Origin of the sequence: Burkholderia sp. PR2 (assembly GCF_052372875.1) — a bacterium.
In the GTDB taxonomy this organism is placed as follows: Bacteria; Pseudomonadota; Gammaproteobacteria; order Burkholderiales; family Burkholderiaceae; genus Burkholderia; species Burkholderia diffusa.
This window is the reverse complement of sequence record NZ_JBQRWH010000001.1, coordinates 2113311-2133638: the sequence shown is the minus strand read 5'-3', so window position 1 is coordinate 2133638 and position 20328 is coordinate 2113311. Positions and strand designations below refer to the sequence as shown.

Below are 20328 nucleotides of genomic sequence, written 5' to 3'. Positions count from 1 at the left end.
ACGAAACGGCGGGTTCCGGATGTGCCCGTCGTTTGTATGTTCGTCAAGATCGGCACAGTCTCGCGCTGCGGGCGAACGCGCTATAGTCGTGCGACGCCCGCCGCGAACCCTGCACGTTCGGCGGCTCATTCACGCACGTCTCCATTCCATGACCGCGCATCCCGCCGTTTCCCTTCAGCTCACCGACGCCGAACAACCGGCTGCCCGCGATTTCATCAGCCGCAAGCTCGGCGAATTCAACCACGCGATGACGGGCCGCAGCGACACGGCGGCGCTCGACGTCTACGTGACCGATCCCGCGACCGGCGAGGTCCTGGGCGGGCTCACCGGCCGAACCTCGCTCGGTCTCTTCTTCGTCGACCTCTTTTATCTGCCGGAATCGCTGCGTGGCGGCGGCGTCGGCAGCCGGCTGCTGCGCGAGGCTGAAACGGAGGCGAAGCGGCGCGGATGTGCCCGCGCGGTGCTGTACACGATTACGTTCCAGGCGCCGGATTTCTACCGGAAGCACGGGTACGAGGTGTTCGGCGAAGTGCCGTGCGAGCCGGAAGGGGCGGCGCGTGTGTTCATGGTCAAGACGCTATGAACGACGTTGCCTGACGTCACCGCGCCGGCGTCGCGCGCTCGACGATCATGTCGTATAGCGCCTGCGCCGCGGGCGACAACTGCGCGGCCCGGCGCTTGACCAGCACGAGCGTGCGCGACACCGACGGCTCGACGAGTTCGATCGTGCGGATCATCGGATATGCGTTCTTCTGGATCGCGAGCTTCGGCACCACGGCCGCGCCGAGGCCTTCGGCGACGAGTCCGAGCGCGGTCGAACTGCGCTGCACTTCGTAGAACGAATGCAGCGTCACGCCGCTCGTCTTCAGCGCACCTTCGAGCAGCCCGCGATTGCCGCTCACTTCGCCAGCGAAGATCAGCGGATGCGGCTGCAGCGCGGCCCAGCGGATCCGCCGACGCCTCGCGAGCGGGTGATCGTCGCGGCAGACGAGCACGTACGGATCATGCGTGAGGGGCACGCTGACGAGTTCGGGGTGCTGGTCGCCCGCGATGCTGATCCCGAATTCCGCTTCGCGGCGCAGCACGGCCTGCAATACCGACGCCGACGCGTGGTCGAGGATCTTCACGCGATCGTGCGGCCGGTGCCCGGAAAACGCACGCAGAATACGGGGGAGATACTGAACGCCGACCGTCGGCACGCACGCGATCGTCACGTCGCCGCGCTGGCTCAGGCCCGTTTCGCGGATTTCGGTCAGCGCATCCGACAGCTCGTTCAGCAGCCGGCGCGCCTGCGGCAGGAAACGCCGGCCGATTTCGGTGAGGGTGGTGCGGCGTGTCGTGCGCTCGATCAGCGCGACGCCGAGAAACGACTCGAGCTTGCGCAGCCGTTGCGTGATCGCCGTTTGCGTGACGTGCAGCGTGTCGGCCGCCTGCCTGAAGCTGCCGCCGTCGGCGATCGCGACGAAAGCCTGGACACCGAGCGTATCGATTTTCATCAGAAACATGAATCAATAACGATATTAAATTCATTTTACTGAAGAACGGCGAGATCGCAGAATGCGCTGCATCGATGGCTGTCGGTATTCCGGCACCGTCCACGCCGACCAGGAGGCATACCGTGACGACCCCACTCGATCAATACGCCAACCAGTACGTGCGATTCGAAGACGAACGCACGCGGCCCGTGCGCGACCTGCTGGCCGCCGTGCCGGATACGCGGATCCATACCGCGATCGACATCGGCTGCGGGCCCGGCAATTCGACCGAAGCGCTGATCGCGCGCGCACCCGACGCGACGGTTCGCGGGATCGACGCGTCGCCGGACATGATCGCGGCCGCGCGCAAGCGCCTGCCCGCGCTGCGTTTCGATCTCGCGGATGTCTCGGTCTGGGACGATCCGGGCGGCTACGACCTGATTCTGTCGAACGCGGTGCTGCAATGGGTGCCCGCGCACGACACGCTGTTTCCGTCGCTCGTCGGCCGGCTCGCGCCGGGGGGCCATCTCGCGGTGCAGATGCCCGACAACCTCGGCGAACCCGCGCACCGGCTGATGCGCGAGGTCGCCGCGGGCGGGCGATGGGCGGACAAGCTCAAGGGCGCGGCGCGCACCGAACGGTTCGACGCACGGTATTACTACGCGCTGCTGTCGCCGTTGTGTTCGCGGGTGGATGTCTGGCGCACGACTTACTACCATCCGTTGCGCGGCGGGGCCGATGCGGTCGTCGAATGGTTCAAGGGCAGCGCGCTGCGGCCGTTTCTCGCGGCGCTGGACGAAAGCGAACGCGACGCATTCGTCGCGCGCTATCGTGATGCGCTCGCTGGTCCGGACGGCTATCCGCTGCTCGACGACGGCACCGTGCTGCTGCCGTTCCCGCGCCTGTTCATCGTCGCGACGCGGAAGTGAGGCGAAAGCAGGACCGGGGCGGTGCGGCGGCCGGTCGTCGGTCAGGACAGCGGCCGCATCGATTCCGGATCGACCGTCCGGCTCTTTGCGGACTGCCCGTCACGCAGATCCTTGTACCAGAAGAGGGCGACTTCCCCGTCATTCGCGCCGTCGGCGTACAGGAAGCGGTCGTGGCCGCCGATGACGAAGCCGGCGCGCGCGTACGTGCAGCAGGCCGCGACGTTGTTCGCCTGCGTTTCCAGCCGCATGAAGCCGAACCCGCGGTTGCGCGCCCATGCTTCCGCGGCCGCCAGCAGGAACTGGCCGATACCTTGCCGCCGGCAACCGCGGTCGACCGCGAGTTCCGCGATCTCGGCCATCCCGTTCCAGCTTTCGGTGATCGCGACGAATCCCGCGAGGCGCCCGCCCGCGCTGGCGCGGAACAGCGCGGTGCCGCCGGACGCCTCGCGCGCCCAGCCGGCCGGGTCGAATCCGTAGTCCTTGCGCCGCACGGGCAGCGCGCGCAAATCGAGCAGATCCTGGTACGGCGCATTCAGCTCCCACGCGATCTCGAACGAAAAGTCGCATCCGTTCAGTTCGTCGGCGGGCAGATCGCCCGCCTGTTCGATGCTGATGTGCTCGGCTCGGTCCATGTGTCGGTGTCCTGTCTTCAGCGGGATTGCCGGGTATTCCCCCGGGGCGAGCGCCGCCGCCTTGCGGCGAGCCGGATCGCGCCCGTTCCTGATTCGAATTGCTGCGCTCGCACAATGCTTCCCTTCGCGGCGCGGTTCAACGCTCGATTATGCGGGATATCGGCGGCGACGCCGCACCTGGAACGGGTATGCAACCACGCCATGCATCGGCGCGGAACGCGAGATAGTCGGCGGTGCGTATCGAAATGATGATCGACTGCACCGACCGACATTCACCGGCACGGGAACACCATGTTGAATTCGACGCAGCGGGAAGCCGTCGGCGAAGCGTTTTCGCTCGACGCGAAGCGGCACGCAAGAACGATGACGTGGCACGCCGTCGACGCGATCGCGGATACGGGGCATCGCGTCAGCGATTTTCCGCACGCGATCGACAAGGCGGGCAATCTCGGCGACTTCGGCGACTTCGACGGCGCGCCGGCCACCGGGCTGTGGATCCTGGAAACCCGAGAACGCGCATCCGACACGGCCGTTCGGCGCGCTCTACGAAGACTGGCTGATGCGAGCCCCAGCCGAGCGACGCGCGCCGTGAGCGCGCGTCGCCGGCCGCTCGTCAGATGCTGATCGCGACCGGGCCTGCCAGCGGCGTGTAGCCGTCGTCGAAGAGGAACCACGCATCGTACTGGCCCGACGCCAGCGCGCTGTTCGCCGTGGACGAGAAGAGCAGCGAGCCCGTGCTCTTCGGCAGATACGCCCACGACTTGTAGCCGCCCTTGGTCGGCTGCGCGCCGCGCGGGTAGATGCCGACCCAGTTCTTCGGGCTGTGGCGCCAGGGCGGCACGACGTAGTCGAACCGCAGCGTGCCGTACGACGACCCCTGCGACGACAGCGCGGGCACGAACTTCCCGTTCGTATTGCCAATCGCCGAATCGGTCAGCAGCGCGCCCGCTTGCGTCTGCACGCAGCCGGCCACGCGGCGCAGGAAGTTCGGATCGTTCGCGTCGCGGATGCTCGCGTCGTACCAGCCTGCGTCGCCGTACCACGTGACGGCCTGCGTCGCGCCGGCCGGCACGCTGACCGACTGCGGCGTGTTCATGCCGTACGCGTTGTCGACGAGCTGGAACGTCGTCGGGCTCGATCCGGCGGTGTTGTCGAGCGTGATCTGCACGTTGCCGTTCTGCACGTCATAACAGAGGCTCACTTCGGCCGACGAACCGGTATTTCCCGACGCGCCGACGTTGCCACGGAACGTCTGCAGGAATCCGTTCGGCCCGTAGACCGAATAGTCGTAGCCACCGGCCGAACTCAGCGCGAGCGAATCGGACAGGGTCGTGCACGCGTTCGCGCCGGCGCCGATCGTGTATTGCCGCGGGATCGTGCTGGTGCCGTCGACCCACGCCTGCAGATGCACGCCCGCCGTGCCGGTATTGGTCATCGTCAGCGCGAGCGTCTTGCCGGACCGGTTGACCTTGCCCTGCACGAAGAACTCGTACGGCAGCCGGCATGCCGCATTGCGGCCGGTCGTTTGTGCCGGCACCGCGGTGGTGGTCGCCGGCGGGATGATGACCGTCCAGCCGTTCGGGTCCATGTTGCTGGCCGGGCTCGGGATCGCGGGCACCGTCTGGTCGGGATTCGTGAAGTCGAACGCCGACGTGAGGTCCCCGCACACGGTGCGCCGCCACGGCGTGATGTTCGTTTCCTGCAGCCCGAAGCGCGTTTCCAGAAAGCGGATCACCGACGTGTGATCGAACACCTGCGAGTTGACCTTGCCGCCTTTCGACCACGGCGAGATCACGAACATCGGCACACGCGGGCCGAGGCCGATCGGCACGTCGCCGCTGGCCGAGCCGTCGGACGCCGCGCCGCTGCTGCCGACGAATTCGGCCGCGGTCGAGACCGTCGACAGGCCTGTGCCCGCGTATGCGCTGGATGGCACGGCGGGCGGCACGTGATCGAACAGGCCGTCGTTCTCGTCGTACATCACGAGCAGCACCGTGCTGGCCCATACCTTCGGATTCGACGTCAGCACGTTGAGGACGTTGCTCACATACCATTCGCCGCCGCTCGCGGCCCACGACGGATGTTCGCAGTACGCGTAGGGCGCGGCGATCCACGATACCTGCGGCAGCGTGTCGTTCGCGACGTCCGCCTGCAACTGGCTGAACAGGCGCGTGTCGTATTCGGTGCCGCCACCCGTCGGGTCGATTTGCGTGCCGTTGAGCGCCGGCGCAAGCGGATCGTTCGCGCCGAGGTTCTGGTACTGCCTGAAGTTGAGGATGACGTTGTCACCGTAGTTGCCGTTCCACCAGAGATCCTTGCTGGAGCCGTTGTATTCGCCGTAACCGTGAGCGGCATCGAGCCCGTTGCCCTTGTCCTGATAGAACTTCCACGTGACGCCGGCTTCATTCAGCCGTTCCGGCATCGTGGTCCAGCCCGTGCCGGTCATCGTGTTGGTCGTGTACGGTGAGTAGCCGGGCACGTTGCCGCAGCAACCGGTCCACAGATACAGGCGGTTCGGGTCGGTCGGCCCGAGCATCGAGCAGTGGTAGCTGTCGCACACGGTGAAGGCGCTCGCCAGCGCGTAATAGAACGGGATGTCGTTCTGCGTGAAGTAGTACATTGTGCCGCTGGTCTTCGCGCCGGCCCAGTTGTCGTAGCGGCCGTTGTTCCATGCGCTGTGCGTGCCGTTCCAGCTGTGGTCGAGGTCTCCGTAATAGGTGTCGCCGTTCGCGCTGCCGGCCGGCGGCGACGGGTTGAACGGGAACACGTACGACAGCAGCCACGGCTGGCGCCAGACCGGATACCCGCTCGAGATCACGACGGGGCGCGGATCGCCGAAGCCGCGCGCACTGCGCAGCGTGCCGAGGTAGTGGTCGAACGACCTGTTTTCCTGCATCAGGATCACGACGTGCTTCACATCCTGGATCGTGCCGGTGACGGTTGCCGCCGGAATCGACTGCGCGCGCAGGATGCTCTCGGGCAGCATGCCGGTGACTGCCGTGGCGCCCGCGAGCTTCAGCGCATCGGCCAGGAACTGACGTCGTGTCGTGGATTTGTTTTGCATGTTCGCTCTCTGTCATGAATGGCCGGACGCCGCCGCGCTTCAAACGCCGCGCGTTGCAATGGCAGTCGCGCCGGACAAGGGCAGGTGCCCGTCAGTGGCAAGCCGTGGCGCAATGCAGGACCGGCGCGGCGGCCGGGCCCGATGCCGATGCGCGGTTCGCGGCGAGGTTGCCGGTCGCGCCGGAATCGCCATCGCCGCAACCGGCCAGCGTGCAGAGGAGTGCGATCATCAAAGCGCCGCGCCAGTGCGGAAAATGACTTTCCTTGCCGGCGGGCGGAGCGGGGTTGTCGTGACTCGATTCAAGTCGGATTCCTGAGTGATTGACGTGCGTCGTTCCTGTTCCTGCTTTCATTGCCCCTCCAGAAATGAAATGAACAGCGGAGAATAGCGCCCGTATCAGAACAACTTCATGACAGGCCATCCGCGCGCGCCGGCGACATGCGACAGCCTTGCATCGGGATTGGTCGCGACCGGATGCGTGACGTAGTCGAGCAACGGCACGTCGTTGATCGAATCGCTGTAGAAGTAGGTTCGTTCGAAATCCGACGGTGCGTAGCCGAGCGAATCGAGCCACGCGTTCGTGCGCACGACCTTCCCTTCGCGAAAACTCGGCACGCCGGTGCTGCGTCCGGTGAACCGTCCGCCCGGCGTGCCGTCGTCGGTATCGAGCTCGATGCCGAGTAGATGCTCGATTCCAAACTCGGCGGCGATCGGCCCCGTCACGAATACGTTGGTTGCGGTGACGATGCAGCAGAGATCGCCGCTCTCGCGATGACGATCGACGAGCGCGCGCGCCTGCGGCGTGATGGCCGGCCGAATCACCTCGTCCATGAACTGCGCGTGCCAGCGTTCGAGCTGCGCCCGTGGATAGCGGGTGAGCGGCGCCAGCGTCACCGCGAGATACGCGTCCATGTCGAGCGTGCCGGCCGCGTAGCGGCCGTAGTGCTCGTCGATCAGCGCCGCATGCGTGTCGTCTTCCAGCGAGCCGACCCGAGTGATGAAGCGGCCCCAGGCCTGATCGCTGTCGAGCGGCAACAGCGTGTGATCGAGATCGAACAGCGCGAGATTCCTGTGCATGTGAAAGTCCTTGTATTGCGTGGCTGCTGGCGTGCTCATGCGCCGATGAGTTTCTCGATCGCGTCCTTCGCGTTCTTCCCGTCGATGGTTGTGACGCCGTCGAGCCACTTCGACAGCACGCCCGGGTTCTTCCTCGCCCATTCCTTCGCGACCGCGACCGGATCCGCGTGATTCATGATCGGCACCATCAGCTGGTTCTCTTCGTCGGTCGTGAATTTCAGGTTGGTCAGCAGGCGGCCGACGTTCGGGCAGCGTTCGAGGTAGCCGGGCGTGACGAGCGTGTAGACCTTCGCCGAGCCGTAGTTCGGGCCGAACACGGCGTCGCCGCCTTCCAGGTACGCGATCTTGTAGTTGATGTTCATCGGATGCGGCTCCCACGCCAGGAACACGATCATCCGGTGTTCCTGCACCGCACGCGTCACCTGCACCAGCATCCCGGCCTCGCTGGACTCGACGAGCTTGAAGCCGCCGAGCCCGAATTCGTTCCTGTCGATCATCCGCTGGATCAGCGCGTTACCGTTGTTGCCGGCGCCGATCCCGTAGATCTTGCCGTCGAGCTGGTCGCGGAACTTCGCGATGTCGGCGAAGCTCTTCAGGCCCTTGTCCGATGCGTATTGCGGCACGGCCAGCGTGTAACGCGCGCCGACCAGGTTCGGCTGCGGCAGCAGGTGCACGGCGCCGGCGTCGACGAACGGCTTCACCGTCGGCGTCATGCTCGGATCCCAATAGCCGAGGAACGCATCGATCTGCGCCTTCTTCACGCCGGCCAGCACGATCGGCGGCGACGCGATCGTCTTGCTGGCTTCGTAGCCGAGCCCGTCGAGCAGCATCATCGCGACGCCGGTCGTGGCCGCGATGTCGCTCCAGCCGACATCACCGAGCGTCACCTTCCTGCAGACGTCGCCTTCGGATGCGTGAACGGGCGCCGTCGCGATCGACGCGAGCAGCATTGCGGCCAGCATCCATGCCTTCTTCATCATGTTGGTCTCCTAAGCAAGTGTTCCGGATCGGGTTGCGTGAGTGGTCCGACGATCGATCGTATTGATCGGATGAAACGAACGAACTTGGGTCTAGCCGTGCGGTTTTTCGTAACGTATATTAGAAAGCACAAATTCGCAAGTTCGCACAAAAATACAACCTGCGGCGCGTGCGAACCGTCAGCCGGACGAAAGCAGAACATGCCGGGCGGCGGTTCGGGCGGGTCGCGTTTCATCAAGTCGGTCGAAGAATGGAGGCATCGCATGATCAGTCAGATGGAAATCATCTCCCGCCTGTTGCTGGCCGCGCTGCTCGGCAGCATCATCGGCATCGAGCGCGAACGGCTGTCGTGGGCGGCCGGGTTGCGCACGCACATGCTGGTAGCCGTCGGCGCGGCGCTCGTGATGGTCGTGTCGGCGTTCGGCTTCGCGGACATCCAGAACGCGAAGAACGTGTCGCTCGACCCGTCGCGGGTCGCCGCGCAGGTCGTATCGGGCATCGGCTTTCTCGGCGCCGGGTCGATCATGCTGCGCGGCGAGATCATCCGAGGGCTGACGACGGCGGCGAGCCTGTGGGTCGTCGCGGCGGTCGGGCTGGCGGTGGGCGGCGGCATGTACATCGCCGCGATCGCTGCAACGGCGATCGTGCTGACGATCCTCGCCGGCCTGAAGCCGATCGAGAAGCGCTTCTTCGCCGCGAGGCAGCGCTGGGGCGTGCGTATCCTCGCGAGCCGCGGCGCGGTGAAGCTGACGTCGCTGCAGGCGATGCCCGGGATCGACCAGGCGCGCATCGTCCAGTTCGTCATCGAACAGGACGACGCGACACCGGACGACGACCGGATCCATGTGGTGTTCTCGAAGATGACGAGCCGCGAATTCCAGGTGGTCCGTCAATCCCTGCAGACCCTCGGCGGGGTCAAAAAGATGGAGGAGAGCGCCGCGTAGCCGCGGTTCGAATACCATTGACGTTCATTTCCAAGGACATTTCATGTGGCAAGAAGAGCGATATCAGAGGATCCGGCTTCTGTTATCGAAGATGCAGCGTGTCTCCACCGACCGGATCATGGCCGATCTGAACGTGTCGCGGGAAACCGTGCGCCGCGATCTCGTCGATCTGGAAGCGATGGGGGAGCTGAAGCGCGTGCACGGCGGCGCGGTGCAGGTGGGCGACGAAGCGCCGATCGCCGAACGCGCGCAGACGCACGTGAAGGCGAAGCAGGCGATCGCGCGCGCCGCGGCGCGGCTCGTCACGGGCTCGCAGACGCTGTTCATCGACGCGGGCACGACCACCACGCTGCTGGCCGAGGAACTGGCGAAGCTGTCCGGCCTCACGGTCGTCACGAATTCGATCGACGTCGCATTGAAGATGCGCTCGAGCGACCCCGGGCAGGCGAAGAACGAAACGATTCTGCTCGGCGGGATGATCGGCAGCCGCGCGGCCGCGACGGTCGGCGACGGGACGATCGCCGAGATCTTCCGCTATCGCGCCGATCTCGCGTTGCTGTCGCCGGTCGGCGTCGACCACGTGCGCGGCGCGACGAACTACGACCGGATGGAAACGGAAGTCGCGCGCGCGATGGTCGCCAACGCGGCGGACGTCGCGATCCTGGCCGACTTCAGCAAGCTCGGCACGAATAGCCGGATCGGCTTTTGCGAACCCGCGCGGATCGGCACGCTCGTGACGGACCAGAAGGCGGAGTCGGTCGACAGCTACCCGAGCATCAAGAAGGTCATCCGGAACATCGTGCTGTCGTGATGCGCGCGGCGGCGCGCCGCGTCATGTGAAGCGGCTGGCACGACGCGCTTGCGCCGCAGCATCGACAGTGACTGCGCCGCGGGTGCGGCCGGATCGTCGGTCGATGCCTGCACCGTCCGTTCGATCGCGCTCGCCTCGGCGCGCAGCGCTTTCACCATCGCCATCAAGTCATCGAGCCGCGCGCGCATCGCACGCGCGCTTGCCTGTTCCGCCGCCTCGCGGCGGCTCGTGTGCAGCGCAACCGGGTCGTCGTGCTCGGCACGCAACGCTGGCATGTCCATGCCACAGGCCGCACGTACGACGACGACTGGATGCATCTGTTCACGATCGAAAGCGGGAAGATCGCGACGTTTGTCGAATATCACGATACCGAGGCCGAAGCGGCGGCACATCGACCGTGACGACGCCGTATTCGCGCACGGACATCGTCATCATCGGAAGCGTGCATCGCATGCTTCGGCCGGCCGCCCCGGTCAATCGATCGCGCGCATCGCGTGGCGCAGTTCCTGGTAGCTGCGCAGGCCCGTCACGCCGAGTTCGCGTCCGATCCCGCTGAGCCCGAAACCGCCCCAGCACACGTGCGGGTAGATGAGCTGCGGTGCGTTGATCCACACGAGCCCGGCGCGCAAGCGTGCCTGGAACTGCTTCGCGATTTCCGCGTCGCGCGTCACGACGGTCGCGACGAGCCCGTAGCGCGTGTCGTTCGCGAGCGCGATCGCCTCGTCGTCGGTGCGGAACGACTTCACGCACGCGACCGGGCCGAACACCTCGTCAGTCCACAGCAGGTTGTCGACGGTCGGTTCGGCGACCACGACCGGCGCCATGAAGAAGCCGTTGCCGCCCCCCTCGGCGACGCACCCGCTGAACGCGACGCGGGCGCCGGCCGCGATGCCTTGCTCGAGCATCGCCTCCACGCGCGTGCGCTGCGCGGCCGAGATCAGCGGCCCCATCGCGACGTGTTCGGCGGAAGGCGGCGCGACGACGAGCGCGCGAACGGCCGTCTCGAACGCGGCCATGAAGCGGCGGTACACGCTGTCGTGCACAAGGATGCGCGCGGTGGCCGAGCACATCTGGCCCGCGTTCGTGAACGCACCGGCCACCGCCAGCGACACCGCGACGTCAAGATCGGCGTCGTCGCGCACGATCAGCGACGACTTGCCGCCGAGTTCGAGCGTCACGCGCTTCATGTCCTCGGCCGCGGCCTGCATGACCTTGCGGCCGGCGGCCGTGCTGCCGGTAAACGAGATCTTGTCGACCAGCGGATGCTCGGTCAGCGCCGCGCCGACTTCCGCGCCGCCGTTGACGACGTTGACGACGCCGTCGGGCACGCCGGCTTCGGCGATCAGGTCGAGCAGTGCGTGCTCGGTCGGCGACGTCAGTTCGGACGGCTTCATCACGACCGTGCAGCCTGCCGCCAGCGCGGGCGCGAGCTTCCACGCGGTCGTGACCATCGGGAAATTCCACGGCATGATCAGCGCGGCCACGCCGACCGCATCGTGAAAGCGTTCGGCCGCAACGGTGTCGCTGGGCAGCGCGACCGGCTCGGCCGCGAACAGCGCAGGGTTCTCGCACAGCTGCGCGTAGTACGCGAACGTCGCGGCGACGTCGCCGACGTCGGCGTCGGCCTCGAACGGCGGCTTGCCGCTCACCTGCATCTGCAGCGCCGCAAGGCGTTCGCGGTTGGCGTCGACGCGCGCGGCGATCGTCGCGAGCAGGCGGCCGCGCTCGGCGGGCGGCGTGTCGCGCCACGCGGCGAACGCGTCGCGCGCGGCGCGGACCGCGGCGTCGACGTGCGCGGCCGTCGCGAATTCCTGCCAGCCGATCGTCTCGCCGGTCGACGCATTGAAGATCGGCGCGCCGGCTTCAGCGGAATGCGTGTGCACGGATCGGCCGGCGATGCGCGCGGCGGGCAGCACGATGGCGGTGGCGGAAGGGGAAAGCTCAGCGGTGGACATGAACGTTTTCCTGTCGATCGGGTTAGCGGCAGGCGACGCCCGGCATCACGCAGAGCATCTCGAACGCGAGGTTCGCGCCGACGAGCGCGGTGGTGCCGGTCGGATCATACGGCGGCGACACTTCGACGAGATCCGCGCCGACGATGTTCAGCCCCTTCATCCCGCGAATGATCTCGAGACCCTGCTGCACCGACAGCCCGCCGATTTCCGGCGTGCCGGTGCCGGGTGCGAACGACGGATCGAGACCGTCGATGTCGAAGCTGAGATAGACCGGCGTGTCGCCGATGCGTTCGCGCACCTGCGTCATCAGCGGCGCGAGCGACGTGTTCCAGCATGCCTCCGCCTGCACGACCGTGAAGCCCTGCTGGCGGCACCAGTCGAAATCGTCCGCGTGGTAGCCGGTGCCGCGCAAGCCGATCTGCGTGACCTTGTCGCATTGCAGCAGGCCGTCCTCCACCGCGCGGCGGAACGGCGTGCCGTGCGCGATCTTCTCGCCGAACATCGTGTCGTTCACGTCCGCGTGCGCGTCGACGTGCACCACGGCGACCTTGCCGTACTTCTTGTGCAGCGCGCGCAGGATCGGCCATGCGATCGTGTGGTCGCCGCCGAGCGTGATCGGCCGGCAGCCGTTCGCGACGATCTCGTCATACGCTTGCTCGATGCGGCGCACCGAATCCTTCAGGTCGTACGGATTGGTCGCGACGTCGCCGATGTCGGCGACCTGCAGCGAATCGAACGGCGCCGCGCGCGTGGCCATGTTGTACGGGCGAAGCAGCACGGATTCGGTGCGGATCTGGCGCGGGCCGAAGCGCGAACCCGAGCGGTTCGACGTGCCGAGGTCCAGCGGCACGCCGACGAAGCACACGTCGAGGCCGTCGGTCGTGTCGGCCTGCGGCAGGCGCATCATCGTGGCGATGCCGCCAAAGCGCGGCATCTCGTTGCCGCCCATGGGTTGGTTCAGTTCGCGTTGCATCGGGCCGTCTCCTCTTTCTGGTGAAAAGCGATCGGCCGATGGTAGAGGAGAACGCGCACGCGAAGATCTTGAAGTCGCAACGTTTACATCGACGGCGCTCGATGCGAGTGGCGCTGCCGCATCGACGCGGCGTGACCGTCGGCGGACCGTCGGCGTCGGGTCGGATCAGCGCGCGATCGCGGGCGGCGGCGCGCGGTCGCCATCGTGGGCCGCGGCCGCACGAAACGCCGGCGCGGCCGAGCCCCATGCAGCAAGCTCGCGCTTCGTGCGCACACCGAGCTTCGCGAACGCGCGCTTCACGTACGACTCGGCCGACGCGACTCGCACGCCGAGGATGTCGGCGGTTTCCGGCACGGTCTTGCCGGAGATCAGATGCTTGCAGGTTTCGTATTCGCGCTTCGACAGCTTCACGCCGTCGGCCGCGATCCGCGCATCGAACTGCGCGAGCGGATGCACTTCGGGTGTCGGATGCGCGACGCGCCGCGCGGCGGTGGTCGACGCGTGCAGCTCGAGCAGCGGGAACAGCACGTCGCTGACGTTGCGAAAGCGGTTCATCTCGGCGAGCGTGAACGGCGGGCGGTCACGGCCGCGTTCCAGCGCGATCGAATGCTGCGCGTAGCGGGTGCCGCGCGCGAGCACGCATTCGTGGCCGATTCGCACGTCGTCGAACAGCCGCTGGCGGAATTCGCCGGGCGGAATCGCTGCGATATCGCGCACGACCAGCATCGTGCCCGTCTTGCCGCGCAGCCCCGCGAACAGCGGGTCGCTGTCGAGAAAGCGCTCGTAGTAGAGCGTCATCACGTCGGAGATCGCGGCAGTCGCGGTGCCGATGCCGCTGCTGCCGATCCATTCGCAGCGGTAGCCGGTGGGCATCGTGCCGTCGACGCGCGAACGTTCGACGTGCGCCACGTCCAGCGGTACCACGTCGTTCAGCAATTGCGTGAGACGCGGCACGAAGTGCGGCGTGCCGACCGTCTCGATCAGCTCGCCCAGCGCCTTGAACGACACGACGAAGCGGTCGGTGTCGCGGTCTGAGGGGTTCACGTTGAGCAGCATGCGGTTCCCCGGTGAAAAGCGGCCGCGATTTTAGCGTCCGAAGTCCGAAACGTCATTAGGGGGAAATGCGGTATGGCGTCCTGCGACCTGGCGCACCCCGGAAAACGCGACTTGTCCCCCCCGAAGGGGGGCATACCGGGGCAGTGTAAATGAGTAACTTTGTCTCTGCTTTTTCAATCCAGAGACGAAAGATTCAGATGACCAAACTGATCAAGGACATCCTGCCGCTCGGCGCAGGCATTGGCGAATTCACGAAGCTCGACTTCGGGATGGACGAAAGCGACTGGCGCGCGGCCGAAGGCAAGAGCGGCAGCTACCTCATCGGCTGGTGGGAAGGCAAGGTCGGCTCGGTGGAGTTTCCGGAAACGGCGGCGGACGAGGCGGTGTGGCTCGTCGAGGGCCGGATCGCGCTGACCGACGTGGAAGGCAACCGGAAGGAATTCACGCCGGGCCAGGGGTACCTGCTGCCGGCCGGTTTCGCGGGCCGCTGGGAGACGATCGAGGACGCGAAGAAGTTCTACGTGCTGCTCGAGAAGTCGTGATGTGAGCGACCGCCGCCGGGGTGTCGTCGTCGGATTGACGCGGGCCCGCCGGCGGTTGCGTTTTCGATCGACCGCAAGCGAAGTCCGTCGCGCTTTTGCCGACAGGACATATTGCGACTTGCGGTGCGTGCGCCGCAAGTCGCCATCGGCGAAATCGGCGAATGCGGCACGCCGCGCACGCTCGACCCGTGCGGGCTGCGATCACGTGGAATGGCTGGGATCATGGAAATGGAAGTCAACGAAGCAACACGGGCCGCACCGGCGCACGCACACGCCGCGCGTCGCGCACCGGTCGCACTGAGCGCCGCCGAGGCGCTCGCGAATACGAAGCTGTTCCCGTACTGGCTCGACAACCCGGCCGCACCGGCCACCGAGCCGGAACTCGTCGGCGACGCGACGGCCGACCTGCTGATCGTCGGCGGCGGCTTCACGGGGCTGTGGGCGGCCGTGCAGGCGAAGGAGCAGATGCCGCACCTGAACGTGGTGCTGATCGAGGCCGGCAAGGTCGCGCACGGCGCATCGGGCCGCGCGGGCGGGATCATCTCGACGTCGGTGATGCACGGGCTGCCGAACGCGGTGCGCGTGTTCCCGAACGACATCGCGCAGCTCGAGGCTTTCGGCCATCGCAACCTCGACGGCTTCGAGGAAACGCTGAAGCGCTACGACATCGACGCCGACGTCGAGTGGAACGGCGAGATGACGGTGGCGGTCGACCCCGAGCACATCGCGCACCTGAAGGGCGACTACGACCTGCATCGCGAATACGGACACGACGTCGTGCTGCTGAATCGCGACGAAACGCTCGAACAGTTGAACTCGCCGCTGTTCGCGGGCGCACTGTGGTCGCGCAACCGCAGCGGCATCGTGCATCCGGCGAAGCTCGCGTGGGGGCTCAAGCGCGCGGCGCTGTCGCTCGGCGTGAAGCTGTACGAACACACGCCGCTCACGAAGGTGACCGACGAAGGCGGCACGGTGTACGTGAAGACGCCGAAGGGCAGCGTGCGCGCGCCGCGCGTCGTGTTCGGCAGCGGCACGGCGAAGGTCGGCATTCCCGACATCAACCGCCGGGTGATGCAGGTGCGCGACCACGTGCTCGCGACCGAGCCGCTCACCGACGAACAGCTCGCGCGCATCGGCTGGAAGAATCGCCAGGGCGTGTACGACACGCGCACACAGCTGAACTATTTCCGGCTGACGAAGAACAACAACATCATCTTCGGCGGGCTGGTCAGCTATCACTTCGACGGCGATCCCGAGCCGCACCAGGACGGCGAGCGCGAAACCTACTACCGGCTCGCGGAGGCGTTCTACCGCACGTTCCCGCAGCTCGCCGACGTGCGCTTCTCGCACGCGTGGGGCGGCCCGATCGACTACTGCTCGCGCGGCTCGGTGTTCGCGAAGCGCTATCTGGGCGACAAGGCCGTGTTCGTCGCCGGCTACACGGGTTTCGGCGTCGCGGCGAGCCGGTTCGGCGCGTTCATGGGGCTGAACATCCTGTTCGATCGCGACAGCCCGGAACGCAAGCTCGACATCGCGAACCAGAGCCCGAGCTACATCCCGCCCGAGCCGATGCGCTGGGTCGCCGCGAAGATCACGTTCCATGCGTTCGACGGCGCGGATGCCGAAGGCGGCTGGAAGCGCGCGTGGATAAACGGGATCAAGGCGATGGGCTTCCCGATGTAGGCGACGCGCGATGTCCGCGAGCGACGCGTATGGCGCGTGCCGTTGCCGATGGCGGCGCGCGTCCGGCAAGGTTCATCGGCAAAGACGGCCGGTGTCGCGCCGGCCCGACAACGCGCTCAGGCGCAGCGGCTCGAAGCATGTTTTCGAATACCACCGATCTCGATCTCCGGCTCATCAGGGTCTTTCTCGCCGTCGTCGACGCACGCGGCATCACGGCCGCCGAGGCATCGCTCGGCGTGCGGCAGTCGACGATCAGCACGCAGCTGTCCGCACTGGAAGCGCGCGTCGGTTTCAAGCTGTGCGATCGCGGCCGCGGCGGCTTTCGGCTGACGTCGAAGGGTGAACGCTTCGCGGCCACGGCACGTACGCTGGTCGCGGCGACGTCCGAGTTCGTCGCGCGTGTGCGCGACATCGACCGCAAGCTGGTCGGCACACTGTCGATCGGCCTGATCGGGCAGGCGCCGCTCGTCGAAAACGCGCGCCTGGCCGATGCCATCGGCGCGTTCCGCAAGCGCGACCAGGCCGTCACGTTTTCGATGAAGGTCGCGTCGCCGCAGGAACTCGAGGAAAGTCTCGTCAACAACCAGCTCGATCTCGCGATCGGGTATTTCTGGCACCGCGTGCCGGGGCTCGACTACACGCCGTTGTTTACCGAGGAACAGGTGATCTACTGCGGGCGCGGCCATCCGCTGTTTCATGCGTCATGGCCGGTGTCGGCCGACGACCTGCAGGCGCACGACTGGGTATGGCGCACTTATCCGGTGCCGGAGGAGCAGTATCCGCTGCCGGAGCGGCGCGTGACCGCGAGCGCGGACAGCATCGAGGCCGCGACGATCCTGATCCTGTCGGGCGGCCATCTCGGCTATCTGCCCGCGCATTACGCGGAGCCGTTCGAGCAGCGCGGGCTCGTGAAGGCCATCGGCCGCGCGACGCTCAGCTTCGACGTGCCGCTGCATCTCGCGATGAAGCGCAGCGCGAGCGACAGGCCGATCGTCGACGCGTTCTGCGAGGATTTGCTGCGCGCGTTCAACATCAAGGCGGTCGCGCTGGCCGCGTAGCGCGGCACCTGCTCAGGCATCGATGCGTTCGACCTTGCCGACCAGCAGCCCGTACGACAGGCTGCCCGCGAGCGCCCAACCCGTCGACGTGACGTAGTTCGCGCAGATGATGCAGGTCGAGATCCTGGCCACATGCGCGGCGGCTATCGATGCGCAGCACGCGACCAGCAGCGCGCAGCGCAGGAGAAGCGGTTGGAATCGCGTAGCACGCGTCATGTGCGAAGCGCGAACGCGCGAGATGTGAACGCGTGCCGGGCAGGGCGGGTTACGTGCTTGCGCTGTCGTCGCGATATCCGCTCTTGCCGTCGAAGATTTCCTTGAGCGCGGCACGCAGCACGACCGGATCGTGCTCGCCGGGCGCGAGATGAATCACGTAATGCGTGTTGCCGTCGAGACGCGCGGCCGTGCTCTCATCGAGCTCGACTTCGATCGTGTCGCCCGTGAGGCGCACCGTCAGATCCTTCACGTGCGCGGTGAGCTGGTCGAGCACCATCACCTCGATCGACGTTTCCTCCGGAAAGCGCAGCAGCGAGAAGCAATAATTCTGCGCCGCGTCGTGGCAATAGATGTTCGCGCAACTTTCGTCGTCGTCGATGTCGGACGTTGCCGCGCCGACGGTGGCATGTAGTTCCATGATGTTTCTCTCGATGAGGGGTTATCGGGGCAGCGCGGCTTCCGCTTCAACCTCGCAGTGCGCATCGCGCGCCTTCAGCCACAACCCGAACTCGCGCATGACGTCGACGACGGGCCGCAGCCGGTCGCCGTCCGCAGTCAGATCGTACTCGACGCGCACCGGCACTTCCGGATACACGGTGCGCCGCACGAACCCGGCGTCCTCGAGCGCGCGCAGATCGAGCGTCAGCATGCGCTGCGAGATGCCCGGCATGTCGCGGCGCAGGTCGCTGAAGCGCTTCGGGCCGTCGAGCAGATACGACACGAGCAGCAGCCGCCAGCGGCCGCCGAGCAGGCGCATCGCTTCTTCCACGGAACATCCTGTCGCACTCGTTTTCATCCTGCTGAACCCCAGTTGGTAACTTTTTTGTGACTACGGCACAAACGACTGCCTTCTTCTCAGCGCTGCGCCGATGCGAGATATTAGCGCCCGCGTCGCGGCGAATCGAGAGTCGAACCACCCAACCAAGGAAACACATGAAGCTCTATCACGCTCCCGGCAGTTGCTCGCAGGCGATTCGCATCGTGCTGCGCGAAGCGGGCATCGACGCGAAGATCGTCACGGTCGACGCGCGCAAGCACCGGATCGAAGACGGTCGCGACTATTACGACGTCAACGAACTCGGCTACGTGCCGCTGCTCGAACTCGACGACGGCACGATGCTGCGCGAAGGACCGGTGATCGCGCAGTATCTCGCCGACCTGCGCCCCGACGCGGGGCTCGCACCCGCGTACGGCACGCTCGCGCGCTACCGGCTGATGGAATGGCTGAACTTTCTCGGCACCGAGATCCACAAGGGCTTCATCCCGCTGCTGTACGCGGTGCAGGCGGGGAAATACGTCGACCCGGCGCGGCAGAAGCTCGACAGCCGCTTCGCATGGATCGACCGCCAGCTCGACGGCAAGACCTTCGTCACGGGCGACACGTTCACGATCGCCGATGCGTACCTGTTCGCGCTGACGGGTTGGGGCAAGGCTGACTGGATGCGTTCGGTGTACAACGCCGACATCGACTTGAGCCGGTACACGAACCTGCGCGCGTGGTACGAGCGGGTGCGGGCGCGGCCGGCCGTGCAGCAGGTGCTGCAGGCCGACGCCCGGCCCGATGTGTCGTGATTGAAGCGCGTCGCGCGTTCAGCGCGTCAGCGTCACGAACAGATAGCCGACATACCCGGCCCCGTTTGCCAGTAACGCCCAGATCGCGAGCCCGCGCGCGCGGGCATTGACGCGCAGCCACACCGCCGCCGCGAGCGTGATGATCACGCCGGTCAGCACTTCGGGGCGCGGTTCCCACGGCGTCAGCATGATGCCGATCGCCGGCAGCAGCGTGCCCTGGAACACCATCGCGCCGGTGATGTTGCCGAACGCGAGCGTGTCCTTCTTGCGACGGATCCACAGCACGCTGTTGACCTTTTCCGGCAATTCCGTCGCGATCGGCACGATGATCAGCGACAGTAGCAGCGCGGAGATGCCGAGCAGGTGCGACACACCCTCGACGCCGTGAATGAAGCCCTTCGCCCCGCCGGCGAGCAGCGCGACACCGAGCGCGAGTTGCAGCGCGATGGTCGCCAGGTTGGTCGGCAGCCCGACGCGCGACAGGAACATCGCGTGCGGCGCCTCGGTGCCGTGCCCGGCATCGACGAGTTGCGTCGACGCGCGGAACGTCATCAGGACGTACGTCACGTAGATGCCGACCAGCATCGCGGCGAGCAGCGCGCGGACCGCCCACACGTGATGCGGAACGAACATGGCAATGGTGGCGAGTGCGAATGCGGCGATGAAGTAATTGAGGTCGCGCACGAAGCCGGTGCGCTCGGGCGCGATCGTGCCGGTCAGTCCGCGTGAGCGGATCACGGCGATCGTCATCAGGAAGGTCGTCAGCGTCGCGAGCATCAGCGGCGCGCCGAGAATCGCGCCGACGCCGATTTCCTCGTTCACGGCCGCGTTCGACGTGCCGCCCGCGAGCGCGAGCAGCGGCACCATCGTTTCGGGAAGCGCGGTGCCGACGGCGGCGAACAGCGAGCCGGTCACACCTTCCGAAATCTTCAGCCGCTCGCCGAGATGTTCGAGCGCATTCGTGAAGAGTTCGGCGGCGATCAGGATGACGATCAGCATGACCGCCAGTTCGACGAGCATCAACGTCATGCGGCACCTCCGCAGGCAGGCACGCAGGCAGTGGCGGAACGGACGCGGCGAACGAAACGCAGGGGGAAGTCTGGAAGGAACATGGGGACTCCGTGGTCGGACGTGGACGAACCATGACGCATCTGCCGACGTCCGACCAGGAACGACGCGATGCGTCGATGGTCTCGCCAGACCGATTAGGCCGAACGCGCCACGGCCGCAGGCCGAGTGTGTTGACGCGTTCGCTTTCCGGGGGATGGAAAGCAGGCTACTCCCCAAAGACGAAGGGCAGTCTAGCCGAGCTGGCCGCTTTCGGCAAGCGCGTGCGGCCATATCCATTCATGCGTGCGGTCAA

23 protein-coding genes and 1 riboswitch are annotated in these 20328 nt (G+C 66.5%); of the genes, 9 read left to right on the top strand and 14 right to left on the bottom strand.

Features of this window, described 5'->3' with window-relative positions:
• Nucleotides 1-148 precede the first annotated feature (148 nt).
• Nucleotides 149-583, top strand: coding sequence for a GNAT family N-acetyltransferase (locus tag ACT2FV_RS09365; protein WP_444503727.1), 435 nt, complete (start codon nucleotides 149-151; stop codon nucleotides 581-583).
• A gap of 16 nt (nucleotides 584-599) precedes the next feature.
• Here the strand turns inward: ACT2FV_RS09365 and ACT2FV_RS09360 are convergent, their stop codons facing one another.
• The gene (locus tag ACT2FV_RS09360) at nucleotides 600-1496 is read right to left on the bottom strand and encodes a LysR substrate-binding domain-containing protein (RefSeq protein ID WP_444503916.1); all 897 of its coding nucleotides are present in this window, start codon (nucleotides 1494-1496) and stop codon (nucleotides 600-602) included.
• Nucleotides 1497-1618: 122 nt separating this feature from the next.
• Between ACT2FV_RS09360 and tam the strand changes: the two genes are divergently transcribed.
• A complete protein-coding gene (gene tam, locus ACT2FV_RS09355; RefSeq protein ID WP_444503726.1) occupies nucleotides 1619-2404 on the top strand; it encodes a trans-aconitate 2-methyltransferase in 786 nt (261 codons plus the stop codon).
• 41 nt (nucleotides 2405-2445) lie between these two features.
• On the opposite strand, the gene ACT2FV_RS09350 is transcribed toward tam, so the two are convergent.
• Nucleotides 2446-3036 (bottom strand): GNAT family N-acetyltransferase, encoded by a 591-nt coding sequence (locus tag ACT2FV_RS09350; protein WP_059605117.1) that lies wholly within the window; start codon nucleotides 3034-3036, stop codon nucleotides 2446-2448.
• Nucleotides 3037-3327: 291 nt separating this feature from the next.
• Between ACT2FV_RS09350 and ACT2FV_RS09345 the strand changes: the two genes are divergently transcribed.
• The gene (locus ACT2FV_RS09345; RefSeq protein WP_444503725.1) at nucleotides 3328-3660 is read left to right on the top strand and encodes a hypothetical protein; all 333 of its coding nucleotides are present in this window, start codon (nucleotides 3328-3330) and stop codon (nucleotides 3658-3660) included.
• Here the strand turns inward: ACT2FV_RS09345 and ACT2FV_RS09340 are convergent.
• The 4 genes from ACT2FV_RS09340 to ACT2FV_RS09325 form a co-directional block, all read right to left on the bottom strand.
• Complete coding sequence (locus ACT2FV_RS09340; protein ID WP_444503724.1) at nucleotides 3650-6100, bottom strand: phosphocholine-specific phospholipase C; 2451 nt, start codon at nucleotides 6098-6100, stop codon at nucleotides 3650-3652. The genes ACT2FV_RS09345 and ACT2FV_RS09340 overlap by 11 nt on opposite strands.
• Nucleotides 6101-6191: 91 nt before the next feature.
• On the bottom strand, nucleotides 6192-6521 hold the full coding sequence (locus tag ACT2FV_RS09335; RefSeq protein WP_239007155.1) for a hypothetical protein: 330 nt from the start codon (nucleotides 6519-6521) through the stop codon (nucleotides 6192-6194).
• The gene (locus tag ACT2FV_RS09330) at nucleotides 6497-7177 is read right to left on the bottom strand and encodes an HAD family hydrolase (protein ID WP_151047208.1); all 681 of its coding nucleotides are present in this window, start codon (nucleotides 7175-7177) and stop codon (nucleotides 6497-6499) included. The genes ACT2FV_RS09335 and ACT2FV_RS09330 overlap by 25 nt, the downstream gene beginning before the upstream one ends.
• Nucleotides 7178-7212: 35 nt before the next feature.
• Nucleotides 7213-8157, bottom strand: coding sequence for a choline ABC transporter substrate-binding protein (locus tag ACT2FV_RS09325; protein WP_151047085.1), 945 nt, complete (start codon nucleotides 8155-8157; stop codon nucleotides 7213-7215).
• A gap of 261 nt (nucleotides 8158-8418) precedes the next feature.
• On the opposite strand from ACT2FV_RS09325, the gene ACT2FV_RS09320 reads away from it, so the two are divergent.
• Both ACT2FV_RS09320 and ACT2FV_RS09315 read left to right on the top strand, forming a co-directional pair.
• Nucleotides 8419-9099 (top strand): MgtC/SapB family protein, encoded by a 681-nt coding sequence (locus ACT2FV_RS09320; RefSeq protein ID WP_124905974.1) that lies wholly within the window; start codon nucleotides 8419-8421, stop codon nucleotides 9097-9099.
• A gap of 43 nt (nucleotides 9100-9142) precedes the next feature.
• Nucleotides 9143-9910 (top strand): DeoR/GlpR family DNA-binding transcription regulator, encoded by a 768-nt coding sequence (locus tag ACT2FV_RS09315; RefSeq protein WP_124627620.1) that lies wholly within the window; start codon nucleotides 9143-9145, stop codon nucleotides 9908-9910.
• Here the strand turns inward: ACT2FV_RS09315 and ACT2FV_RS09310 are convergent.
• From ACT2FV_RS09310 to ACT2FV_RS09295, 4 genes are all read right to left on the bottom strand, one after another.
• Nucleotides 9865-10185, bottom strand: a complete 321-nt coding sequence (locus ACT2FV_RS09310) for a hypothetical protein (RefSeq protein WP_444503723.1) — start codon at nucleotides 10183-10185, stop codon at nucleotides 9865-9867. The genes ACT2FV_RS09315 and ACT2FV_RS09310 overlap by 46 nt on opposite strands.
• A gap of 198 nt (nucleotides 10186-10383) precedes the next feature.
• Nucleotides 10384-11865 (bottom strand): aldehyde dehydrogenase family protein, encoded by a 1482-nt coding sequence (locus tag ACT2FV_RS09305; RefSeq protein ID WP_444503722.1) that lies wholly within the window; start codon nucleotides 11863-11865, stop codon nucleotides 10384-10386.
• Nucleotides 11866-11887: 22 nt separating this feature from the next.
• Nucleotides 11888-12838 (bottom strand): agmatinase, encoded by a 951-nt coding sequence (gene speB / locus ACT2FV_RS09300; protein ID WP_151049822.1) that lies wholly within the window; start codon nucleotides 12836-12838, stop codon nucleotides 11888-11890.
• Nucleotides 12839-13003: 165 nt separating this feature from the next.
• Nucleotides 13004-13894 (bottom strand): helix-turn-helix transcriptional regulator, encoded by an 891-nt coding sequence (locus ACT2FV_RS09295; RefSeq protein WP_444503721.1) that lies wholly within the window; start codon nucleotides 13892-13894, stop codon nucleotides 13004-13006.
• Between the two features lie 197 nt (nucleotides 13895-14091).
• On the opposite strand from ACT2FV_RS09295, the gene ACT2FV_RS09290 reads away from it, so the two are divergent.
• The 3 genes from ACT2FV_RS09290 (at nucleotide 14092) to ACT2FV_RS09280 (ending at nucleotide 17177) form a co-directional block, all read left to right on the top strand.
• On the top strand, nucleotides 14092-14436 hold the full coding sequence (locus ACT2FV_RS09290; RefSeq protein WP_059447616.1) for a cupin domain-containing protein: 345 nt from the start codon (nucleotides 14092-14094) through the stop codon (nucleotides 14434-14436).
• A 222-nt stretch (nucleotides 14437-14658) separates the two neighbouring features.
• On the top strand, nucleotides 14659-16119 hold the full coding sequence (locus tag ACT2FV_RS09285; RefSeq protein WP_444503720.1) for an NAD(P)/FAD-dependent oxidoreductase: 1461 nt from the start codon (nucleotides 14659-14661) through the stop codon (nucleotides 16117-16119).
• 137 nt (nucleotides 16120-16256) lie between these two features.
• Entirely contained in the window at nucleotides 16257-17177 is a 921-nt protein-coding gene (locus ACT2FV_RS09280) for a LysR family transcriptional regulator (protein ID WP_151049816.1), read from the top strand.
• Between the two features lie 12 nt (nucleotides 17178-17189).
• Here ACT2FV_RS09280 and ACT2FV_RS09275 read toward each other — a convergent pair whose 3' ends face one another.
• The 3 genes from ACT2FV_RS09275 to ACT2FV_RS09265 are packed head-to-tail and all read right to left on the bottom strand — an operon-like array spanning nucleotide 17190 to nucleotide 18189.
• On the bottom strand, nucleotides 17190-17393 hold the full coding sequence (locus ACT2FV_RS09275; RefSeq protein ID WP_444503921.1) for a hypothetical protein: 204 nt from the start codon (nucleotides 17391-17393) through the stop codon (nucleotides 17190-17192).
• A gap of 49 nt (nucleotides 17394-17442) precedes the next feature.
• A complete protein-coding gene (locus ACT2FV_RS09270) occupies nucleotides 17443-17811 on the bottom strand; it encodes a hypothetical protein (RefSeq protein WP_444503719.1) in 369 nt (122 codons plus the stop codon).
• Between the two features lie 21 nt (nucleotides 17812-17832).
• On the bottom strand, nucleotides 17833-18189 hold the full coding sequence (locus tag ACT2FV_RS09265) for a winged helix-turn-helix transcriptional regulator (protein WP_124905964.1): 357 nt from the start codon (nucleotides 18187-18189) through the stop codon (nucleotides 17833-17835).
• Between the two features lie 137 nt (nucleotides 18190-18326).
• Between ACT2FV_RS09265 and gstA the strand changes: the two genes are divergently transcribed.
• The gene (gene gstA / locus ACT2FV_RS09260) at nucleotides 18327-18965 is read left to right on the top strand and encodes a glutathione transferase GstA (RefSeq protein WP_444503718.1); all 639 of its coding nucleotides are present in this window, start codon (nucleotides 18327-18329) and stop codon (nucleotides 18963-18965) included.
• 18 nt (nucleotides 18966-18983) lie between these two features.
• Here gstA and ACT2FV_RS09255 read toward each other — a convergent pair whose 3' ends face one another.
• Nucleotides 18984-19994 carry a sodium:calcium antiporter gene (locus tag ACT2FV_RS09255; protein ID WP_444503717.1) on the bottom strand — a complete coding sequence of 337 codons (1011 nt, stop codon included), beginning with the start codon at nucleotides 19992-19994 and terminating at the stop codon, nucleotides 18984-18986.
• A gap of 84 nt (nucleotides 19995-20078) precedes the next feature.
• Nucleotides 20079-20262: riboswitch (yybP-ykoY riboswitch) on the bottom strand.
• Between the last annotated feature and the right edge of the window lie 66 nt (nucleotides 20263-20328).